The following is a 21,059-nucleotide window of genomic DNA, read 5'->3' on the forward strand; positions in this document are numbered from 1 at the left end:
GAGCGCACACCGTCGAAGGAGCCGCACGTCGTGACATCCGCCGCTCCGCTCGGCGTGACGCATCGCCCGCACGACCGCCCGCTGGCGCGTCCGGCGTTGAGCAACGCGACCGACCGGCACGACCGGTTCGCCCTCACGAACCGGTACGTCGAGGTCGACGGCCGTCCGGCGATCCCGGTCTCGGGCGAGGTGCACTACAGCCGGGTGCCGCGCGCCGAGTGGGAGGAGCGCCTGCGGCTCATGCGCGCCGGCGGCATCACCGTGGTGGCCACCTACGTGTTCTGGAACCACCACGAACCCGAGCGCGGGCATCGAGACTTCGGCGGCGCACTCGACGTGGCGGCGTTCGTGGCGCTGTGCGGACGGCTCGGATTCGACGTCGTGCTGCGCATCGGCCCGTGGTGCCACGGCGAGGTGCGCAACGGCGGGTTCCCCGACTGGGTGCAGGACGCCCCCGTGGCGCACCGCACCGACGACCCCGCCTACCTCGCATTGGTCGACGAGTGGTTCGCCGCGCTCGGCGCGGAGCTCGCACCGCTGTGCGGACCCTCGAGCCGGGTGATCGCCATCCAGCTCGAGAACGAGCTCTACGACCAGCCCGCACACCTGGTCACGCTCAAGCGCATGGCGCGCCGCCACGGGCTCACGGCGCCGATCGCCACCGCGACCGCGTGGGGCGGCGCCGACCTGCCGGCGGGCGAGGTCCTCCCGCTCTACGGCGGCTACGGCGACGGGTTCTGGGTCGACGCCGACCAGCCGTGGGACACCACGTTCCGCGAGCACTTCTTCTTCTCGCACGCCTGGGACGATCCCGGCATCGGCGCCGACCTGCGCGACCACCCGGGCGTGGGGCGCCACGACCACGGCGTCGTGCCGCGGCTGCCCTCCCCCGACTTCCCCGCCGCCACGTGCGAGCTCGGCGGCGGCATGGCGACCGCGTACCACCGCCGCCCGCTCCTCGGTGCGCTCGACATCGCCGCGGTCGCCCACGGCAAGATCGGCAACGGATCGGGCTGGCAGGGCTACTACATGTACGCCGGCGGGACGAACCCGCGGCCCGGCCTCCAGGAGTCGCAGGCGACCGGCTACCCCAACGACCTGCCGGTCTTCGACTACGACTTCCACGCCCCGATCGGCGCGGCCGGCGACCTGGCACCGAGCCACGCCGAGCTCCGGCGCCAGCATGCCTTCCTCGCCGCGTTCGGCGAGTCCCTCGCCGACATGCCGTCGACGCTGCCCGACGTGCTGCCGACGGGCGTCGACGACGCCGAGACGCTGCGCTGGGCCATCCGCTCCGACGGGGCATCCGCGTGGGTGTTCGTCAACCGGCAGCAGCCGTACGAGCCGCTCGACACCTGCCGGGGCGCCCGGTTCGCGATCGGGCTCGACGCCGAGACCGTGGTGTTCCCGCAGGAACCCGTCGACGTGCCGTCGGGCACCATCGCGCACTGGCCGGTGAACCTCGAGCTGGGCGGGGTGCGCCTGCGCTGGGCCACGGCCTCGCCGCTGACGGTGCTCGACCCGCGCGACGACCCGACGCTCGTGCTCGTCGCCGAGGCCGGAATCCCGGTCGAGCTCGCCGCCGACGGCGCCTCGATGACGGATGCCGCCGGCTCGACGCGCGGGGTCGCGCCCGGCGTGTTCCGGGTCGACGCCGCCGAGCCACGGGGGGTCGACGTGGTGCAGGGCGACGCCCGCCTGCGGGTGCTCGTGCTGCCCGCGGCATCCGCGCACGACCTCTGGGTGCTCGATGCGCCCGATGGGCGCCGGCTCGTGCGCAGCGCCGCGCCCGTGCACCTGGACGACGACGGCCGGCTCGCCGTGCGGTCGCCGCAGCCACCTGACGTGGAGGCGTTCGACGTGTCGGCCCGCGCGTTCGTCGCCGTCGCCGTCGCCGTCGACGCGTCCGGGCCCGGAGCGGAGGTCGCGCTCGCACCCGAGCCGATCGACGTCGGCGAGCCACCGCCCGCGACCTACGGCGAGCGCGCCGGCCGCGCCGCCGCGCCCGATGCCGCCGCGATCGCGCGGCACGGCTCGACCTGGTCGCTGCGCCTGCCGGATGCCGCGCCCGGACGCCCCGTGCTGCACGTCGACTGGGCGGGCGACGTCGCGGTGCTCGAGGTCGACGGACGCGTCGTCGCCGACCGGTTCTGGGACGGCACGCCGTGGACGATCGGACTCGACGCACTCGACCTCGCGCCCGGTGCCCACGTGACGATCCGCATCGTGCCGCTGCATCCCGAGGCGGCCGTTCGGCTTCCCGCCGAAGCGGAGGCGCGTCGGCGGGCGGTCGACGGACCCCTCGTCGCGCTCGACCAGGTGCGTCTCGTGAGCTCGCCCCGCTGGCGGGAGCTCCCGGCGGGGGACTGACCGCCGGTGCCCTCGTCGCGTCAGGCGTGCGTCGCGTCAGGCGTGCGGCGCGAAGCCGGACGGCACCTCGTCGAGGGAACCGCGATCCGCGCCGCCGGGTGCGCCGGATGACGCCGACGCCTCGGATGCCGTGATCGTGATCTCGGGGCCGCCGGCCGGCGACCAGGCGATGGTGCCGTGCTCGAAGCATCCGCGCAGGACGCCGGTGGCATCGACGGCGGCGTCCGACACGGGCACGCCGAGCGCCGAACGCTCCCAGCCGAGCAGCGCCCAGATGTCGCGCACCATGCCGTGCACGATCGTGGCGCCGTGTCGTGCGGTCCAGGCGATCGTGCCGCCCTCGAAGTGCGCGACGCCGCCCGCCGACCCGTTGCCGGGGGTGCGGTAGCCCTCGAGCCGCAGCTCGTCGGTCGTCGGCAGGCCGAGGAACGACGCCTCGCCACCGACCTCGATCCAGCGCGCCGCGATCTCCCCGTGCACCTCGTGGGCGCCGGTGCGCTCCGACCAGTAGACCGCGCCGTGCTCGAACTCGCGACGGAAGACCTCGGCGTCGGCCGAGCGGAGGTGCAGGGCGGTCGGCTCGCCGAGCCACGGGTGCTCGGCGCGCTTGGCGCTGATCGCGGGCACCGCGACCAGCATCCGGTTGGCGGGGTCGTAGCGCACCGCCGTGCGGAAGTCCGACCAGCTCACGGCGCGATCGAGCCGCTTCGGCAGGAGGCCGGCCTGGGCAGGGCGCGCCTGGGTCATGGCCGCGGGTCGCGTCATCCGGTGGTCCATCGTGCTGTTCCGCTCGTCGGCCGGGCGGAGCCCGGAGTGCTGTCCCGGGCCTTCCGGGGAAACGGGGGAAGCCGGCCGGCACCTGGTCCAGAGAGACGAGGTGCTGACCGGCTATCCGATCGCCGGCCGCGGTGACAGTTCCCCCTGCGGTCCGCGGCCCGACGATCGAGTCCCACGCTACGAGCGAGGCGGTGGGCCTGGCATCAGGGTTATCACTGAACTTCGGAGACGCGGCGCACGGATGCCGCAGGCACACCGCGCGGCGTCGAGGCGGCGTTCTCGGCGGCGGCGGCGGCGACGGCGATCGCATCGCGGGCGAGCGCCGTGGCCGACTCCACCAGTACGGCGCGGCGCCGGACCGCGCGATCACCGGCGCCGGCCGACCCGCCGCCGATGAGGAACGCGTCGAGGTGCCCGAGCACTGGCCAGGCGTTCACGAGCGAGACGATGGTGAGCAGGAGCTCCCCGGCCGCGGCTCGGTCGACCCCCGGCAGGAGCTCGCGGAACCGCTCGACCTTCTCGTCGTGGTACGCCGCGCGCGCCGCATCGGCGGCCGTCGCCGGACCTCGTTCGAGGCCCTCCCAGAACACGAGTCTCGGGATGACCCCGTCGGCGAGATGGTGGTCGAACAGTCGGCCCGCGTAGTCGCCGACGGCGCCGGGGCCCGCGCCGAGCATCGGCACCTCGTCCATGGAGCCGCGCAGGCGGTGGGCGAGCACGGCCGCGAACAGGTCGTCCTTCCTGCCGAAGTACTGGTAGATCCGCTCCTTGTTGACCCCCGCCGCTGCCGCGATGCGGTCGATCCGGGCGCCGGCGAGCCCGTGCTCGCTGAACTCCGTGGTCGCGGCATCGAGGAGCAGTCGCTTCGTGCGTTCCGTGTCCCAGGCCATGGCTCCATCCTACCGATCTCCAACCGGATAGTTGCGAATTCTCCCGACCCGTGCTTCAATTACAACCGTTCAGTTGGAAATGACCGAAGGAGTCGACATGACCACCGCCCCCACCCCCGTCACGCAGTCCGCACCCGCGGATCCCGCCGGCACCCACGGCGCGGCTGCTTCGCCGTCCGCGCCGCCGTCGGTGCACGTGCGCGCCGTCATCACGTGGCTCGCGATCTTCCCGCTCGTCGCCGTCGGCATGATGCTCATCGCGCCGATCTCCGAGTCGTGGCATCCGGTGCTGCGCGCCTTCGTGCTCACGCTCGTCGTCGTACCGCTCGCGGTGTACGTGGTGGTGCCATGGCTCCTGCGCCGCCACGTCGCGCTTCGCCGTCGCCGGGCCCCGCGTTCGGGGGCGGGTGCTTGATCCGGTCGTCGAGCGCCCACTAGCGTTCGCACAGGCCGACGCACCAGGCGCACGCCGACGACACAGGAGGATCACATGCTGATCGCCCAGCAAGCGGGCTCGGAATCGGCGAAGGCACCCGAGGACGGCACTTTCGACGTGGCGTTCGTCGTGGTGCACGGCATGGGCAACGCCTTCAAGAGCCAGATCCTGCTCGAGTGGGCCGAGCCGATCCTCGAGCGCATGGACTGGGTCGCGCGCGACCGGGTCATCGGCGCCGACGAGACCCACGGCGTCACGATCCACGACTCCGACCTCTCGGGCGACCTGCCGATGGTGACGGCCACGGTGCGGTTCCCGAAGCGACGCGATCCAGCCGTGCCGGATGCCCCGGGCGAGACCGTCGAGCGCAAGGTGGCGATCCTCGAGGCGCGCTGGTCGGAGTCGTTCGTGCCGATGACCCGTGCGCAGGTCTTCCGGTGGGCCGTTCCGTTCATGTGGCGGGCGATCACGCGCACGCTCGACCTGTTCTGGAACACCATGGTCGTGCTCTCGTGGCTCACGCTCGTGCACCACCTCGGCGCACCCCGGGCGACGCTGCTGCTCCCTCGAACGCTCAACTTCCTCGTCGACGCCATCCGGCTCGTCGTCAGCACGATCGCCTTCGTGGTGGTGTGGGTCTTCCTGGTGCTCCTCGGCGTGGTGCTCACGCCGATCCTCCCGCTGCTCAGCCCGCTGCTGCTCATCCCGTGGTTCAAGGACGTCGCGCAGGGCGTGCTCGACGGACTCGTCGAGTCGATCGGCGATGTCGCCTCGTGGAAGGAGCGCCCGGTCCGCGCCTCGGCGATGCGGCTCGTGGTGCGCGATGCGCTCGCCCGGGCCAAGGAACTCGTCGGCGACGGCGATGTCCACCTGTTCGCCCACTCCCAGGGCGCCGCCGTCGCGACCTTCGCGCTCTTCGAGGAGCTCGATCCCGCCGAGTTCAACGTGCGCCGGCTCACCACCGTCGGAGCCGCCGTCGTGCTGCTCGGCCGTGAGAAGTGGCAGGGCCGCAAGGACGCGTACACCCCCGTGAAGACCTGGATCGACCGGAATGCGGCGAACCGCAAGGCCGGCAAGCCGCACGTCGCGTGGTCGAACCACTGGGCCATCTGGGACCCGTTCTCGGCCGGCCCGATCACCGACACGAAGGCCGAGGCACGGAAGCGCTGGCAGGCCGCCTACTTCCCCACCCCCGAGACGGTCGCGCTCGGACCGGAGGAGCACGCCGTGCACAACACGAGCCAGCCGTGGCTCGATCACGGCGTCTACTTCGCGAACACCGTGCAGGTCGTGGAGCCCACCGTGCGGCACCTGCTCGGACCCGACTTCCCCACCGTCTCCGAGCCCGTCGACTACATCCGCAACCGGCTCGTGGTCATCGACAAGAAGTCGCTCGGGCTGAGCACGATCGCCGCGCTCGTCATCGCGGCAATCCTCCCGGGCCTGTCGGGCGCCTCGGCCTTCTTCGCCTGGTTCCTGCAGGCGGTCGCCGACGGGATCGGGTGGGTGATCGCGCTGGTCCCCGGTCTCGACGGATCGGCGGCGTCGGGATCCGTCGCGCTCCTCATCGATTCGGGCGGCACGCCGCCGAGGCTGTCGCCGATCGGCTGGATCGTGGCGTCGGCACTCGTCGCGGCACTCCTGATCTGGCTGAACCAACTCATGCAGAAGCAGACGGAGCGCTCGATCGTGTGGGACCGCTGCCCGCTCGACGTGCGCACCTGGCTCGTGCTGACCGCGATCCCCCGCGCCCTCTACGTGCTCGGTGCAGCGGTGGTCGTGTGGTTCGCGATCCTCGACTGGTGGGAGCCGCAGCCCGACACGGCGTGGCTGGTGGTGAGCGCCGTGCTCATCGCGATCGTGGCCGCCTTCGTCATCGTCGAGCCCCGATTCTCGCCCGCCCCGCGGGTGGTCCCCGAGCAGGAGACGCTCGACGGTCGCGCGACCGTGGTTCCCCCGACCGAGCGGATGCGCCTCGGACTCGCCATCGCGAGCGACGACTACCAGCGCGAACTCGCCGAGCGACGCGCGAACCTCGCTCCCGAGGGCGCGTGGGCCACCTGGTGGGCGAAGCACTTCCACGGCTGGACGCCCCAACCGGTGCGCGAGGCATCCGACACGACCGTCATCTGAACAGGCCACGTGCAGCACTCGCGCTCCGACGGAACCGGCGCGTCTCTTCCCGCCGCACTCAGTGCCAGCCCTGATGCGCGTGCCGCAGCGTGCCCCCACACTCGTGCCAGCAGGTGGCGTGGCGAGTTTTACGCCATCTCACACGACAACTGGATTCCACGAGGGACAGCCCGCTTCCCCTACTCGCCGGCTGATCCGTGACCCGTACACCCTTCTTCGACGCTCTGCAGCTTCGCCTCGAGGGGACGATCATGAGAATGGCAACGAACCAGAGCCGGACCCGTCGCACGTTCCACCGGACCGGTGGCACGCTCAGATGGGCTGAGCGGCCAGGCGGCCGCGATCAGAAGTTCGACACCGTGCTCGTGCTCGTCCACGGGATGGGCGCGGCCTTTCGGAGCGAGATCCTGCTTGAATGGTCGGAGCCGCTCCTCCAACGGATGGACTGGCTGGCGCGGGACCGCGTCATCGGCGGGAATTCGAGCCACGGCGTGACGATTCACAATTCGGATCTCGTGGGCGACCCACCGATGATCACGGCCACCGTGAAGTTTCCGGGCCCGGAACCGGAGGTGCCGTACGCGCCGACCACGATCGAGCACAGCGTTGCCGTACTCGAGGCCCGATGGTCGGAGTCGTTCGTCCCGATGAAGCGAGCGCAGGTCTTCCAGTGGGCGATCGCATTCCTCTGGCGCGCCATCATCCGCATGCTCGCGCAGTTCTGGGGAACCATGGTGCTCGTTCCCTGGTACACGCTGACGAATCACCCGAGGAGCATCTGGCGGAATTGGCGGCAGCTCGGGTTTCTTCGATTCCTCGCGATCCCCGGCGTCGTCGTCATCGACCTCGTCCGTCTCATTCTGGCCTTCACTGCGTACGTCGTCGTCTCGGCCTTCGTGTTCGCACTCGGCATCGTTGCTTCGGCGATACTTCCGCTCGTCTCGCCGCTGCTCCTCATTCCGGCGTTCAAGAAAGCAGCGCAGGACGTCATCGATGGAATCGTCGAGTCGATCGGCGACGTCGCCGCATGGAAGGAACGGCCGGTCCGGGCGATGGCGATGCGTCTCGTGGTACGCAGCGCGCTCGAGCGTGCTCGGGAACTGGTGCGGGATACGGGCGAGGTGCATGTCTTCGCCCATTCGCAAGGGGCTGCGGTCGCGACGTTCGCGCTCTTCGAGGAGTTGACGCCGTCCGACTACCAGGTGAAGCGTCTGACCACGGTGGGAGCGGCAGTCACGCTGCTCGGCCGAGACAAATGGCGCGGTCGCCCCGATGTGTACACGCCAGTGTCGGATTGGCTACGTGTGACCAAGGACGCGCCGGTGGAATGGGCCAATCACTGGGCCATCTGGGACCCCTTCTCCTCCGGTCCGATCGCCGATACGAATCTCGGAGCCCGCGCTCGCTGGAGGAATGCGTACTTCCCGGTCCCAGACGACAGCGAAGGCCCGGAGGAGCATGCCGTCCACAACACGAGTCAGCCGTTCACCGACCACTCGGTCTACTACAAGAACATCGTCCAGGTCGTCGATCCCACCGCCCGAAGCGTCCTGGGTTCGCGTTTCCCGTCGCCGAAACCGACCGTCGACTATGTGGACAACCGACTCTCCGTCGTGGACAAGAAGTCGAACGGGGCCAACATGCTCGCATCTCTCCCGATCGCGGCGATCCTGCCCGGCCTCCCACTCACGGCCTCATGGCTGATCTGGGTGTACTCGGGGATCGCATGGCTGGTCGGGTGGATTCTCGGCCTCATTCCCGGGTCGAAGGTGACCCCCGAGAGTGCACAATCCGCGATCGGTTTCCTCGTCTCAGGTGACCCGAAGATGCCCCTGTCGGCCTGGGGGTGGGTGATCTCTTCGTTGCTTCTCCTCGCGGTGCTCATCTGGATCAATCAAATGGTCTCGTGGTTGAGTCTTCGCTCACGGGTGTGGAAGCGATGCCCACGAAGCCCGAAGCTGTGGCTCCTCCTGTGGTCGATTCCGCGGGTCTTCTTCGTCGCTGGCGGTGCTGTGGCGCTCTGTGTCGCCGTCGTCCACTGGGGGGCTCCGCTCGGGGGCGATGTCGTCACTTGGCTGTGCATCCTCATCGTCGCTACGGCCGTCTTCGTGTTCATCGAGCCCCTCATCGCTCCTGTCCCGATGATCGTTCCGGCTCGCGGCCCGGCAGGCCCAGCTGCCGAGGCACCCGCTGCGCGACGGCTCCTGGCGGTGATCGCAGAAGATGAGTTCCAAGACGATCTGCGACTCCGCAGGGAAGGCCACAAGGCGGAGCGCGAGGAACTCCAACGCCTTGCCGACGAGCGGAAGAAGGTCCGACGCGACGCCGCGGCGGCTCGCAAAGACACCCTCCGGTCGAGTCGGCCGAGCGCAGCAGCGAAGGCGTCGGCGACCTAGGACCCATCGGCCGCCGACTCCCGATCCGCTTGGACCGTGGGCCGAATTACGTCGCGCGGGTCGCCGCCCGCCAGCACCTCGACGAACGCCTCGATCAGACGGAACGGCGCGATCGACACGAGATGCAGGGCGATGAGGGGTGCGAGCACGGCGCTCGAGTAGGTGAGCAGCAGCACGAGCGAGGCGAGCCCGGCGGCCGCCCACGGCAACGCCAGGAGCGCCAGCGCCGGCACGACGAGCAACCACCACGGATTCCAGAACGCCGCCACGGATGCCCCGAGCACGACGAGTGCGCCCACCACCGCCTGCACGATCAGCAGGATCCCGGCGGCGCCGCCGAACTCGCGCTCGCGATCGGCCGACACCCACGCCCACATGATCCACGACCGCAGCACCGGGACGCGCTGCTCGCGGAGCGCGGTGCGGAACACGCGGTCGTCCACGCGACGCTGCGCCAGGGCGGCCGCCGGGTCGTCGAGCTCGGCCGCCACCACCGATCGCTCGTCGTGGAGGATCGCCGGCGCCGACTGCCGGCCGTAGCTCGCGATGAAGCTCCAGAGCCACATCGGAACGGACGCCAGGTCGGTGACGCCGTGCACCCTGGGCTCGCGTGCCTCGGGCGCCGGGTCGGGTGCGCCCGGCGGATGGGCGGGCACGTGGTAGGTGCGTCCCGACACCGGATCCTCGTAGTCGAACGGTGCCCGCACGTCGAAGCGGTAGCCGTCGGCCGGCCGCTGGGCGAGCAGCAGCTCGTCGAGGGGGCGTCCGTCTTCAGTGCGGAACGGCATCGGTCTCCTTCGCTCGCAGGTCGTTATGCAGTTCGCTCGCAGTTCGCTCGCGACCATCCTGCCGTGCGGAGTCAGCCGAGGAGCAGCGCCACTGCGAAGAGCACGGGCACCGATCCCATCGTGGTGAGGAACACCGTGTCGCGGGCGACGACCTCGGCCGTCTCGTACCGCTGCGCGAAGACGAACACGTTCTGCGCGGTCGGGAGCGCGGCGAGCACCGTGACGGCGTACAGCTCGATGCCGTCGAGGCCGAACGCGAACCGCGCGAGCGCCCACGCGCCCACCGGCATGACCACGAGCTTCAGCACGCTGGCCAGCAGCACGTCCCGCCGCCCGGTGCCGGGCTCGAGGAGCCGTTGCCCGTGCAGCGAGAGGCCGTAGGCGATGAGCATCAGGGGCACGGCGGCGTGGCCGATCAGCTCGATGGGATCGAGCACGATGGGCGGCAGCTCGATGCCGGTCACGGCGACGAGCACGCCGGCGAGGGAGCCGATGATGATCGGATTCGTGAACGTCGAGCGGATGATGACCCACGCGGAGGTGCGCCCCTCGACCGTCGCCCCGAGCACCGCGAGCGCGATGGGGGCGAAGAGGAGGAGCTGGAGCAGCACCACCGGCGCCGACCACGCGGCGTCACCCAGCATGTACACCGCGATGGGGATGCCGAAGTTGTTGCCGTTCACGTAGCCCGAGGCGAGGGAGCCGATGACGGTGTGCGCGAGCGTGCGCCGCCACACGAGCAGGGAGACCAGCGCGAAGACCGCCATCATCGCGACCGCGGTCAACCCCGACACCGGCAGCAGCGCCGAGAACAGGGCACCGACGTCGGCGGTGGCGAGCACCGAGAACAGCAGGAACGGCGCGAGGACGTTGAAGTTCAGCCGAGCGAGCACCGGCCGTGCCTCGGGCGGAAGCGCGCCGGTTCGCGCAGCCAGCCAGCCGACGAAGACGGCAAGGGCGATGACGGCGAACCCGGTGAGGATCCCGATCACGCGCGCCGGCTCCGGTGCGGTGCGGCGATCGGGCGGCTCATCGTCATCGAGCCTAGCCCGCGCGCCGCACCGGAACCCCGGCCGGCCGGACGACGGGACCGAAGGCCCTTCCGTCGCGTCGGCTCCGCCCGATACGCTGCACGCGAGGGCGGGAGTCGCCCCCATTGGGAGGGGGAGCGCAATGAGCGGACAGGTGTACGAGACGGGAACGCCGACGGAGCAGCCCAGGCGGGCCGGCGGAGGCTCCCGGTTCGCCGGGATCGTCGGCATCATCATCGGGGCATTGATGGTGATCGGCGGCATCGCCGCATGGATCGGCGTGACGGTGCAGCTCTCCGAGGAGAACATCACCGTGGCCGAGGACGCGGCGTTCCTGCAGGGTGCACCGGTCGTCGACCCCCTGAGCGCGTGGGCCCAGGCCGAGGTCATCCAGAAGCACACCCTCGAGCTGACCGGCGGCAAGACCTACGCCGAGCTCGACCAGGACGACCCGCTGCGGGAGACCGCGGCCACCGCCTCCTACCTGCGCACGTCGCTGTTCACGTCGATCGTCGCCTTCGGCGTGGCACTGCTCGCGGCGGGCACGGGCGTCATCGCGATCCTCTACGGGTGGTCGCTGCTCGCCCTCGGGAGGCGGCCGGTCTGAGGGGCGAGGCGATGCAGGCGAGCGGCGGGGCATCCGTCGCCCTCGACACGGTCGACGCCTGGTGGCGCGCGGCCAACTACCTGAGCGTCGGCCAGATCTACCTCATGCGGAACCCGCTGCTCGATCGCCCGCTCGAGGCCGACGACATCAAGCCGCGCCTGCTCGGCCACTGGGGCACCTCGCCGGGGCTGAACCTGGTCTACGCGCACCTCAATCGGGCCATCGTCGAGCGCGGCACTCCCACGCTCTACGTCTGCGGCCCCGGCCACGGAGGCCCGGCGATGGTGGCCAACACCTGGCTCGACGGCACGTACTCCGAGCTGTTCCCCGCCATCACGGAGGACCGCGAGGGCATGGAGCGCCTCTTCCGCCAGTTCTCGTTCCCCGGCGGCATCCCGTCGCACGCGGCGCCCGAGACGCCGGGGTCCATCAACGAGGGCGGCGAGCTCGGCTACTCGCTCATGCACGCCTTCGGCGCGGCACTCGACAACCCCGGCCTGGTGGTGGCGTGCGTGGTGGGCGACGGCGAGGCCGAGACCGGCCCGCTCGCCACGAGCTGGCGGGGGCACTCGTTCCTGAACCCGGTCACCGACGGGGCGGTGCTGCCGATCCTGCACCTCAACGGGTACAAGATCGCGAACCCGACGCTGCTCGCCCGCATCCCCGAGGCCGAGCTGGTCGACTTCTTCCGCGGCAACGGCTACGAGCCGCTGCTCGTCACGGGCGGCTTCGACGGCGAGGACCCGATGTCGGTGCACGCGCGGCTCGCCGACGCGATCGACGTGGCCTACGAGCGCATCGCCTCGATCCGGGCGGATGCCGCAGCGGGCGCGTTCGACGAGTCCGCCCCCCGGTGGCCCGCGATCGTGCTGCGCACGCCGAAGGGCTGGACGGGCCCCCGCGTGGTCGACGGCGTGCAGGTGGAGGGCACCTTCCGTGCGCACCAGGTGCCGCTCGCCGGCGTGCGCGAGAACCCCGAGCACCTCGCGATGCTCGAGGCGTGGCTGCGGTCGTATCGGCCCGAGGAGCTCTTCGACCGGGACGGCCGGCCGAACGCCGACCTCGACGCGCTCCGGCCCCGGGGCGACCTGCGGATGAGCGCCACCCCGATCGCGAACGCCGGCATCGTGCGGGAGCTCGACCTGCCGCCGCTCGACGCCTTCTCGGTCGAGGTCGATCCGGGAGCCCGCGGCGCGTCCGGGGAGGGCATGACGATCCTCGGCGACTGGCTCGCGGAGCTGATGCGCCGGAATCCCGACGTGCGGGTCTTCGGACCCGACGAGGTGCTGTCGAACCGCCTCGGGGCGGTGTTCGACGTCACCGATCGCGCATGGGCCGAGGCGCTGCATCCGCTCGACGAGCACCTCGCCCGGTCGGGCCGCGTGATCGAGGCGCTCAGCGAGCACCTCATGCAGGGCATGCTCGAGGGGTACCTGCTCACCGGGCGGCACGGCCTCATCACGAGCTACGAGGCGTTCATCCACATCGTCGACTCGATGTTCAACCAGCACGCGAAGTGGCTCGAGGCGGCGATCCGGGTGCCGTGGCGCGGCGATCTCGCGTCGCTGAACTACCTGCTCTCGTCGCACGTGTGGCGGCAGGACCACAACGGCTTCTCGCATCAGGACCCCGGATTCCTCAACGTCGTGGTCAACAAGCAGGCCGACGTCGTGCGCGTCTACCTGCCGCCCGACGCGAACACGCTGCTCGAGGTCATGCGGCACGTCTTCGACACGCAGAACCGCGTCAACGTGATCGTCGCCGGCAAGCAGCCGCAGCCGCAGTGGCTCACGCCGATGGAGGCCGCGGCCCACGTCGACGCGGGCATCGGCGTCTGGGCGGCCGCGGGCAACGAGCCCGGGTACGACGCGGCCGACCCCGCGGCATCCGTGCCCGACGTGGTCATGGCGTGCGCCGGCGACGTGCCGACGATGGAGACCGTGGCGGCCGCGCAGCTGCTGCGCGAGCGCCTGCCCGACCTTCGCGTGCGTGTCGTGAACGTGGTCGACCTCATGCGCCTGCAGGACCCGTCGCACCACCCCCACGGGCTCAACGACCTGGCCTTCGACGCGATCTTCACGACCGAGGCGCCCGTGATCTTCGCCTTCCACGGGTACCCGTCGCTCATCCACCAGCTGGCCTACCGACGCAGCAGCCACGCGAACCTGCACGTGCGCGGCTTCATCGAGCAGGGCACCACGACTACGCCGTTCGACATGCTGCACCTCAACGACCTCGACCGCTATCGGCTGGCGCTCGACGTGATCCGCCGCGTGCCAGGGCTCGCCGGCCGGACCGGCGTCGCCGAGATCGCCGACGAGTGGCACGCGGCGCGGGCATCGGCCCGGGCGTACGCGTACGAGCACGGGGCAGACCCCGACTGGATCACCGGCTGGGAGTACGAGCCGGGCTGAGGCCCGCTACCAGCGCTCGTGCACCTGCGCGCGGATCTCGCGGTCGTAGAGCTCGCGCACGGCGTCGTCGAATCCGGCGGGCAGCTCGAGCGAGCCCGCACCCGCGTTCGCCCGCGCCTGCTCGGGATTGCGCGCGCCCGGGATGACCGAGCTCACGCCGTCCTGCGCCGCGATCCACGCGAGCGCGACCTGGGCCGGCGTCGCCTGGGGAGCGGCCGCCCGGGCGAGCTCGGTGAACTCCCCCGCTGCCCGCACCCCGGTGGCGTAGTCGACGCCCGAGAAGGTCTCGCCGACGTCGAACGACTCGCCGTGCCGGTTGAAGCTGCGGTGGTCGTTCGCGGCGAACCGCGTGTCGAGCGTGTAGCGCCCCGACAGGAGGCCGCTGGCGAGCGGCACCCGCGCGATGATCCCGACGCCCGCCTCCCGCGCGGCGGGCAGCACCTCGTCGAGCGGCTTCAGCCGGAACGCGTTGAGGATGATCTGCACGGATGCCACGTGCGGGCGTGCGATCGCGGCGAGCGCCTCCTCGACCTTCTCCACGCTCACGCCGTAGCTCGCGATCGCACCCTCAGCCACGAGGGTGTCGAGCGCATCGAACACCCGGTCGTCGGAGTAGACCGACGTGGGCGGGCAGTGCAGCTGCACGAGGTCGAGGGTGTCCACGCCGAGGTTCGCGCGCGAGCGGTCGGTCCAGGCCCGGAAGTGCTCGAGGGAGTAGTTCTCGTGCTCCTGCGGCATCCGCCGGCCCATCTTCGTGGCCACCGTGACGTTCGCCTCGGGGTGGTCCACGAGCCAGCGGCCGATGAACGCCTCGCTGCGGCCGTCGCCGTAGACGTCGGCCGTGTCGAAGAACGTGACCCCCGACGCGAACGCGGCGTCGAGCACGGCGAGCGCGTCGTCCTCGTCGACCTCGCCCCAGTCGGCGCCGAGCTGCCAGGTGCCGAGGCCGATCACCGAGACGGTGCGGCCGGTGCGTCCGAGCGTGCGGGTCTGCATGGGTGTCCTCCGGGGTTCGCGTCGTCGGCGCCGACGGCGACGAGCGGATGTCGCGAGCGCCGCGTTCGAGCCTAGCCGCGCCCTGGGGGGATCGGCACCGCGCGGCCGCTCACGACGATGCCGCCGCGCTCGGGGATGTCGACGGTGAGCTCGCTCGGCCTGCCGACGTGCCGGCCCTGCTCGATGAGCACCCGGGCGGGCGGATGCACCGCGCCGAGCCCGCGGAGGTAGCCGCCGACCGCCGCGGCCCCCGATCCCGTCGCGGGGTCCTCGGTGATGCGTCCCACGGGGAACAGGTTGCGGGCCTCGAACCGCAGGCCGCCGTCGGCGGCGTCCGCGGTGCGGTGCAGCACGGTGATCGTCGTGGGCCAGCCCTGCGCGTCGATGAACGCGCGCACGGCGCCCGGATCGAAGGCGAACCCGTCGAAGACGGCGGCATCCGTGATCACGATCACCGGATGCCAGTTGCCCGCGAACGCGAGCCGCGGCGGGTAGCGCTCGTCGAGCTGCGTGCGGTCGAGGTCGAGCAGCTCGAGCAGCGCGTCGAGCACGAACTCGGGGAAGTGCGCGAGGTCGGTGTCGACGCTCGTGAAGGCGCCGTGGAGGCCGTCGCCGTCGTCGGTCGTCTCGATGACGATCTCGCCGACGGGCGTGGCGAACCGCACCGTTCCGGGCCCCTCGCGCTCGGCGATGGCGATCGCCGCGGCCACCGTCGCGTGGCCGCAGAACGGCACCTCGGCGATCGGCGAGAAGTAGCGCACGGCGCGCACCCCGTCGGCCTCCCCGGTGACGAACGCGGTCTCGGCGTAGTCGACCTCTGCGGCGATGCGCTGCATCTCGGCGTCGTCGAGGGATGCGGCGTCGAGCACCACGCCCGCCGGGTTGCCGCCGTCGGGATCGTCCGTGAACGCCGTGTAGCGCAGGATCTCGGGTCGACCGCTCATGGCGCCTTCGCCGGCGTGTACCGCGTCGCCGACCACGCGTCGCCCACCGCACTCACCTTCGTGTCGCACCAACCGGCCGACCGCATGACCGTGCGCACCGCGTTGTCGCCGGGCGCGGTGCTCTCACGGCCCTTGCCGTGCACGACCCAGACGTGCGAGCCGATGCCGCACTCGCGGAACCACACCGGCAGCGACTCGAGCTCGCCGTCGCTGCGCACCACGACGACGACCACCTCCGCCTCCCACGGCGGCACGCGCGCGGCATCCGACAGCGCCTCGTGCAGCTCGGGCAGCGGCAGGTCGCCGCGCACCGCCACGGTCGACCCGTGCGAGACCCCGAGCTTCTCGGCGAGCGAGGGCGGCTGGGTCGTCAGCGCGGTCGCCCACGCCGGCGCCGCCGCGCCGAGCTCGAACCGGTACGTGCGCCCGTCGGCCTCGAACGACACCACGCCGTCGGCGGCCTCGACGTGCGTCCACGCCGACCTCGGCACCCGTGCCCGCCGCTCGCCGGAGATCTGCAACCCCGCCGCCTCCAGGTGGAGCGTGACCGCCGCGGCACCCCCGTGCTCGCCGATCCAGGTCGCCTTCGACTGCCTCCCCATGCCATGAACCCCCCGGATCATGATCCACGCCCATCGGGTTCGATGCAATGCCCCCCGCACTGATGTCGCGCGACGTCGTCACGCTCGCCACCGATCACGGCGAGCCGAGACGCCGACGAGCGGATGCCGCGTGCCGCACCCCGTGGCGGGGAGGGCTCGCGGCATCCGCTCGGTGCCGTCGTCGTGGCGTCGCCGGCTCAGGACTCCTGCTCGGCGCCGAACCGCTGACGCGCCTCGACGGGGATGAGCGGGTGCACCGCGCGGGCCTTGATCTGCTGCACGGCCCACGTGTTGCCGTCGGGGTCGGCGAACCCGAAGAAGGTGCCGCCGTCGCGTTCGTCGAACACGGTGATCTCGCCGCACTCGACGCCGCGCGAGACGAGCTCCTCGCGGGCGGCCGCCGCGTCGGCGACGACGAGCTGGAGCCCGCGCATCGACCCCGGCGCCATCTCGGTCTGCGCCGGCAGGTCGCCGATGACGATCGAGCAGCCCGAGCCGGCGGGCGTGAGCTGCACCACGTGCATGTGCTCGTTGCGGGTGTCGTGGTCGAGCGCGAAGCCGACCTGGTCGCGGTAGAACGCGACGGCGCGGTCGATGTCGCTGACGGGCAGGAGGACGACCTCGAGCGTCCAGTCCATGATGTGCTCCGTTCGGTGTGTCGGTGGTTCGATGTTCGGGGAGCCGGGCGCGGGCGGGTCACCGCACGCGGGGATGCCGCGGCATCCGTCGGTCAGGCGGAGAGGATGGCGTCGAGGCGCTCGTAGCCCTCACGGAGCCCGCCCTCCATGCCGGAGGCGACCATGCCGTCGCGGGCCTCGACGCTCGGGTAGGTCGACCAGCCGCGGAGCCGGGTGCGGCCGTCGCCGAGGTCCTCGAACGTGATGGTCTCGATCGCCACCACGTCGGGGACGCCCTCGAACTCGAAGGTCTGCACGGCGAACTCGTTGTCGCGCACGGTGTGGAAGGTGCCGTTGAACGCGTACTCCTCGCCCTCGGGGTTGCGGTGCACGTAGCGGTACCCGCCCTGGGTGGTGAAGTCCCAGCGCTCAATGTCCATCTCGTACCCGCGCGGACCGAGCCACTGCGTGACGAGCTCGGGATCGCGGTGGGCGCGGAAGACGGCCTCGACGGGCGCGTCGAACTCGCGGATGATCTCGATGAAGGGGAGCCCCTCGGGGGCGTTGACGGTGACGGGGTTGGTGGTGGTGGTCATGATTCCGTTGCTTCCTGTGCGGTGCCGGCCTCGGGGTCGGCGTCGGAGGTCGCGGCTTCGGCGCCGCGGGTGGTGGCGAGCAGCGCGTCCAGGTTGCGGAACTGCTGCTCGTGGATCAGTCGGTAGCGATCGATCCATGCGGTGAGGGCTTCGAGTTGGGCGGCATCCAGGTGCACGGGGCGGCGTTGCGCATCGCGCGAGCGCGTGACGAGCCCGGCCTGCTCGAGCACCTGGATGTGCTTGGAGACCGCCTGCAGGGTGATCTGGAACGGCTCGGCCAGTTCGTTGACCGTGGCCGGGCCGCGGCTGAGGCGGGCGATGATGCGCCGCCGCACCGGGTCGGCCAGCGCCATGAAGGCACGGTCGAGGCGGTCGTCTGCGCTCGGATCCACGATCATCATCCACCTCCTTATTCAACTCAATGCTTGATCAACCGTTTGATTGATTAAACGATACGACGAGCGCATGCCCCTGTCAACACCCAGAATCGAGGCATGGCTGCTCACGATCGACCCGACCGACCCGACGCGCTGAGGTTCCGCCCCGCTGGCGAGCACGACCATGCCGGCGTCGTCGCCGTGATCCCCGACTGGTGGGGCCTGCCGGGCACCGAGTCGCTGTGGCGGCTGCTCCCCCGGCTCTTCCTCCAGCACTTCGCCGACACGTCGACGATCGTCGAGGACGACGACGGCGCCCTCGCGGGCTTCCTCATCGGCTTCCACTCGCAATCGGCGCCCGAGGTCGCGTACATCCACTTCGTGGGCGTGCGCCCCGACCTGCGTCGCTCGGGCCTCGCCCGCACGCTGTACGAGCGCTTCTTCGAGCAGGCGCGGGCGAACGGATGCCGCCGCGTCGACGCGATCACCGGCCCCGGCAACCGGCGATCGCAGGCGTTCCACACTGCGATGGGGTTCGCGGCATCCGGCGACACCGAGATCGACGGCGTGCGCGCCTGGCGCGACTACGACGGGCCCGGCGAGCATCGAGTCGTGTTCTCCCGCCCGCTCTGATCCGTTCACCGGCAACCTCTCGCATCGACCCGCGGAACGGTGCAGAATCGGGCGGAGGAACGACGACGATCTGGAGGCCACGATGCCCGTCACGCTCAACCCCTACCTCAACTTCAAGGACAGCGCGCGCGAGGCGCTGGAGTTCTACCACTCGGTCTTCGGCGGCGAGCTCACCGTGAGCACGTTCGCCGACTTCCAGTCGGCGCAGGACCCGTCGGAGAACGACCTCGTCATGCACGGGCAGCTCGACGGCGCCGCCGGACTGACCATCATGGCCGCCGACACGCCGAAGCACATGGAGTACCGCGAGCCCGCCGGGTTCTCGGTCTCGCTCTCGGGCGACGACGACGCGACGTTGCGCGGCTACTGGGACAAGCTCGCCGACGGCGGCACGATCGTGCAGCCGCTCGAGGTCGCACCCTGGGGCGATGCATTCGGCATGCTCACCGACCGGTACGGCATCACCTGGCTGGTGAACATCTCGGGCGCCGCCGCCTAGGCCGGCGCCGCGGGGCATCCGGTCGGCGGATGCCCCGACCCGCCGCCGCTCAGCCCGCCGCGACCGGCAGGGCGACGCCGTGCAGCGCCTCGACGACGGGCGCGAGCTCGGGCTGCTGCTCCGCTTCGGCGAGCACGCGCTCGAGCGTCTCGTCGTGGATCGGGCGGGCGCGCTCGTAGAGGGCGCGCCCGGCAGTCGTGAGCTCGGTGTAGATGCCCCGACGGTCGTCGGCGCAGAGGATGCGGGTGAGCAGCGCCCGATCCTCGAGGCGGTTGACGAGCCGCGTCGTCGCGCTCGGACTCAGGGCAGCGGCGCGCGCGAGCTGCTGCATGCGCATGTGCCAGCCGTCCTGGCGGCTGAGCGCGTCGAGCACCGTGTACTCGACGACCGAGAGGTCGGCGGATGCCGCGAGCGCGCGCTCGAGCTCGGCCTCGATCATTCCGTGCAGTGCCGCGAGCGTGCGCCAGCCCTGCGCGCGCACCTCGACCGCGTCGTCGGCGATGCCCATGTCGACCCTCCTCGTGCGTCGTGCGGATCCCGGCGGGACGATGCCGCCTGCGCCGGCCCGCACTCCTCCGCCGTTTAGTTGCTTGCGCTTTGTATTTGCGTGTGCAAGCATTATGCCTGCGTTCGCAATAGAGCGCGTCTGCAACTACTTCCCCAGTGTACAGGAGTTCCGGCATGCCACTCGGCCTTCTCGCGCTCGCCATCGCAGGGTTCGGCATCGGCCTCACGGAGTTCGTCATCATGGGGCTCCTGCCCGAGGTGGCCGCCGACTTCGGCGTCACCGAGGCGACGGCGGGCTGGCTCATCTCGGGCTACGCCCTCGCCGTCGTCGTCGGCGCAGTCGGTCTCACGGCCGCCGCCACGCGACTCCCACGCAAACCCGTGCTGATGAGCCTGCTCGTGCTGTTCATCGCGGGCAACGCCATCTCGGCCATCGCCCCGACCTACGAGCTCTTGATGGCCGGCCGGGTCGTCGCCGCGCTCTGCCACGGCGCGTTCTTCGGGATCGGCTCGGTCGTCGCGGCGGCGCTCGTCGCACCCGACAGGGCCGCCGGCGCGATCGCGATCATGTTCACCGGCCTCACCGCGGCGAACGTGCTCGGCGTGCCGTTCGGCACGTTCCTCGGCCAGGAGTTCGGCTGGCGCGCCACGTTCTGGGTCATCTCCGCGATCGGCGTCGTCGCACTCGTCGGCATCGCGACGCTCGTGCCGAGCCTTCGCAGCGACGACCCGGCACCGAGCGTGCGTCGTGAGCTCGCGGCCTTCCGCTCGGGCCAGGTGTGGCTCTCGCTCCTGGTCACCGTGCTGGGCTTCGGCGGCATGTTCGGCGCGTTCACGTACATCGCCTACACGCTCACCGAAGTGAGCGGCTTCGAGCCGGGCGCCGTACCGTGGCTCCTCGTGCTCTTCGGAGCCGGCCTCGTGCTCGGCAACTGGATCGGGGGACGGCTCGCCGACCGCTCGATCGACGGCACGCTTCTCGGCTTCATCGCGGCGCTCGCCGTGGTGCTCTCACTGTTCGCCTGGCTCGCCGGGAGCCCGGTCGCCACCGTCGTGCTGCTCGTCGCGATGGGCGGCTTCGGATTCGGCACCGTGCCGGGCCTGCAGAGCCGCGTGATGCGCTACGCCGCGCAGGCGCCGACGCTCGCCTCGGGCGCCAACATCGCCGCGTTCAACCTCGGCAACGCGCTCGGCGCATTCGCCGGCGGCCTCGCCATCACGGCTGGCCTCGGATACGCCTCGCCCATCGGGGTGGGCGCCCTCATCACGCTCGCGGCGCTCGTCGTCATGGTCGTCGCGGCCGCGACCGCGCGGTCCGCACGCGGACGGCGACCGGGCGAGACCTCGGATGCCGCGGGCCGAGCGTCGACCGAGAAGCGCCCGGTCGCGGCATCCGTCGCCTGAACACCACGACCCGACCCACCCGAACACCACCGAAAGGCAGCA

At 71.3% G+C, this 21,059-nt stretch carries 20 protein-coding genes; 9 read left to right on the plus strand and 11 right to left on the minus strand.

What is annotated here, in order from left to right; translation table 11 throughout:
• The first annotated feature begins 30 nt into the window (after positions 1-30).
• A complete protein-coding gene (locus EV187_RS14035; RefSeq protein WP_207221847.1) occupies positions 31-2,370 on the plus strand; it encodes a beta-galactosidase in 2,340 nt (779 codons plus the stop codon).
• A 36-nt stretch (positions 2,371-2,406) separates the two neighbouring features.
• Here the strand turns inward: EV187_RS14035 and EV187_RS14040 are convergent, their stop codons facing one another.
• Both EV187_RS14040 and EV187_RS14045 read right to left on the minus strand, forming a co-directional pair.
• Positions 2,407-3,135: an LGFP repeat-containing protein gene (locus EV187_RS14040; protein WP_165391203.1), complete on the minus strand. Its 729-nt coding sequence runs from the start codon at positions 3,133-3,135 to the stop codon at positions 2,407-2,409.
• 224 nt (positions 3,136-3,359) lie between these two features.
• Entirely contained in the window at positions 3,360-4,037 is a 678-nt protein-coding gene (locus tag EV187_RS14045; RefSeq protein WP_130353675.1) for a TetR/AcrR family transcriptional regulator, read from the minus strand.
• Between the two features lie 97 nt (positions 4,038-4,134).
• Between EV187_RS14045 and EV187_RS14050 the strand changes: the two genes are divergently transcribed.
• The 3 genes from EV187_RS14050 to EV187_RS14060 all read left to right on the plus strand — a co-directional run bounded on the left by EV187_RS14050 (position 4,135) and on the right by EV187_RS14060 (position 9,002).
• The gene (locus tag EV187_RS14050; protein ID WP_207221873.1) at positions 4,135-4,452 is read left to right on the plus strand and encodes a hypothetical protein; all 318 of its coding nucleotides are present in this window, start codon (positions 4,135-4,137) and stop codon (positions 4,450-4,452) included.
• 75 nt (positions 4,453-4,527) lie between these two features.
• The gene (locus tag EV187_RS14055) at positions 4,528-6,606 is read left to right on the plus strand and encodes a lipase family protein (protein ID WP_130353676.1); all 2,079 of its coding nucleotides are present in this window, start codon (positions 4,528-4,530) and stop codon (positions 6,604-6,606) included.
• A gap of 257 nt (positions 6,607-6,863) precedes the next feature.
• On the plus strand, positions 6,864-9,002 hold the full coding sequence (locus EV187_RS14060) for a hypothetical protein (protein WP_130353677.1): 2,139 nt from the start codon (positions 6,864-6,866) through the stop codon (positions 9,000-9,002).
• Here the strand turns inward: EV187_RS14060 and EV187_RS14065 are convergent.
• Positions 8,999-9,790, minus strand: coding sequence for a DUF1353 domain-containing protein (locus EV187_RS14065; RefSeq protein WP_165391204.1), 792 nt, complete (start codon positions 9,788-9,790; stop codon positions 8,999-9,001). The genes EV187_RS14060 and EV187_RS14065 overlap by 4 nt on opposite strands.
• Before the next feature lie 71 nt (positions 9,791-9,861).
• On the minus strand, positions 9,862-10,782 hold the full coding sequence (locus EV187_RS14070; protein ID WP_130353679.1) for an AEC family transporter: 921 nt from the start codon (positions 10,780-10,782) through the stop codon (positions 9,862-9,864).
• 181 nt (positions 10,783-10,963) lie between these two features.
• Between EV187_RS14070 and EV187_RS14075 the strand changes: the two genes are divergently transcribed.
• Together EV187_RS14075 and EV187_RS14080 are read left to right on the plus strand one after the other, a co-directional pair.
• A complete protein-coding gene (locus EV187_RS14075) occupies positions 10,964-11,428 on the plus strand; it encodes an aromatic ring-opening dioxygenase LigA (protein WP_242609611.1) in 465 nt (154 codons plus the stop codon).
• A gap of 11 nt (positions 11,429-11,439) precedes the next feature.
• Positions 11,440-13,842 (plus strand): phosphoketolase family protein, encoded by a 2,403-nt coding sequence (locus tag EV187_RS14080; protein WP_130353680.1) that lies wholly within the window; start codon positions 11,440-11,442, stop codon positions 13,840-13,842.
• Positions 13,843-13,848: 6 nt separating this feature from the next.
• Here the strand turns inward: EV187_RS14080 and EV187_RS14085 are convergent, their stop codons facing one another.
• The 6 genes from EV187_RS14085 to EV187_RS14110 form a co-directional block, all read right to left on the minus strand.
• On the minus strand, positions 13,849-14,838 hold the full coding sequence (locus tag EV187_RS14085; protein WP_130353681.1) for an aldo/keto reductase: 990 nt from the start codon (positions 14,836-14,838) through the stop codon (positions 13,849-13,851).
• 71 nt (positions 14,839-14,909) lie between these two features.
• The gene (locus EV187_RS14090; protein ID WP_130353682.1) at positions 14,910-15,782 is read right to left on the minus strand and encodes a PhzF family phenazine biosynthesis protein; all 873 of its coding nucleotides are present in this window, start codon (positions 15,780-15,782) and stop codon (positions 14,910-14,912) included.
• Positions 15,779-16,384: a hypothetical protein gene (locus EV187_RS14095; protein ID WP_130353683.1), complete on the minus strand. Its 606-nt coding sequence runs from the start codon at positions 16,382-16,384 to the stop codon at positions 15,779-15,781. The genes EV187_RS14090 and EV187_RS14095 overlap by 4 nt, the downstream gene beginning before the upstream one ends.
• Positions 16,385-16,581: 197 nt before the next feature.
• Positions 16,582-17,022: a VOC family protein gene (locus tag EV187_RS14100; protein WP_130353684.1), complete on the minus strand. Its 441-nt coding sequence runs from the start codon at positions 17,020-17,022 to the stop codon at positions 16,582-16,584.
• A gap of 92 nt (positions 17,023-17,114) precedes the next feature.
• Positions 17,115-17,597: an SRPBCC family protein gene (locus EV187_RS14105; protein ID WP_130353685.1), complete on the minus strand. Its 483-nt coding sequence runs from the start codon at positions 17,595-17,597 to the stop codon at positions 17,115-17,117.
• On the minus strand, positions 17,594-17,995 hold the full coding sequence (locus tag EV187_RS14110) for an ArsR/SmtB family transcription factor (RefSeq protein WP_130353686.1): 402 nt from the start codon (positions 17,993-17,995) through the stop codon (positions 17,594-17,596). The genes EV187_RS14105 and EV187_RS14110 overlap by 4 nt, the downstream gene beginning before the upstream one ends.
• 96 nt (positions 17,996-18,091) lie before the next feature.
• Between EV187_RS14110 and EV187_RS14115 the strand changes: the two genes are divergently transcribed.
• On the plus strand, positions 18,092-18,607 hold the full coding sequence (locus EV187_RS14115) for a GNAT family N-acetyltransferase (RefSeq protein WP_130353687.1): 516 nt from the start codon (positions 18,092-18,094) through the stop codon (positions 18,605-18,607).
• 82 nt (positions 18,608-18,689) lie between these two features.
• Entirely contained in the window at positions 18,690-19,106 is a 417-nt protein-coding gene (locus EV187_RS14120) for a VOC family protein (RefSeq protein WP_130353688.1), read from the plus strand.
• A 49-nt stretch (positions 19,107-19,155) separates the two neighbouring features.
• Here the strand turns inward: EV187_RS14120 and EV187_RS14125 are convergent, their stop codons facing one another.
• Complete coding sequence (locus tag EV187_RS14125; RefSeq protein WP_130353689.1) at positions 19,156-19,614, minus strand: MarR family winged helix-turn-helix transcriptional regulator; 459 nt, start codon at positions 19,612-19,614, stop codon at positions 19,156-19,158.
• Positions 19,615-19,787: 173 nt separating this feature from the next.
• On the opposite strand from EV187_RS14125, the gene EV187_RS14130 reads away from it, so the two are divergent.
• Positions 19,788-21,017, plus strand: a complete 1,230-nt coding sequence (locus tag EV187_RS14130; RefSeq protein WP_130353690.1) for an MFS transporter — start codon at positions 19,788-19,790, stop codon at positions 21,015-21,017.
• The last annotated feature ends 42 nt before the right edge of the window (positions 21,018-21,059 follow it).

Source organism: Agromyces ramosus (assembly GCF_004216665.1).
In the GTDB taxonomy this organism is placed as follows: domain Bacteria; phylum Actinomycetota; class Actinomycetes; order Actinomycetales; family Microbacteriaceae; genus Agromyces; species Agromyces ramosus.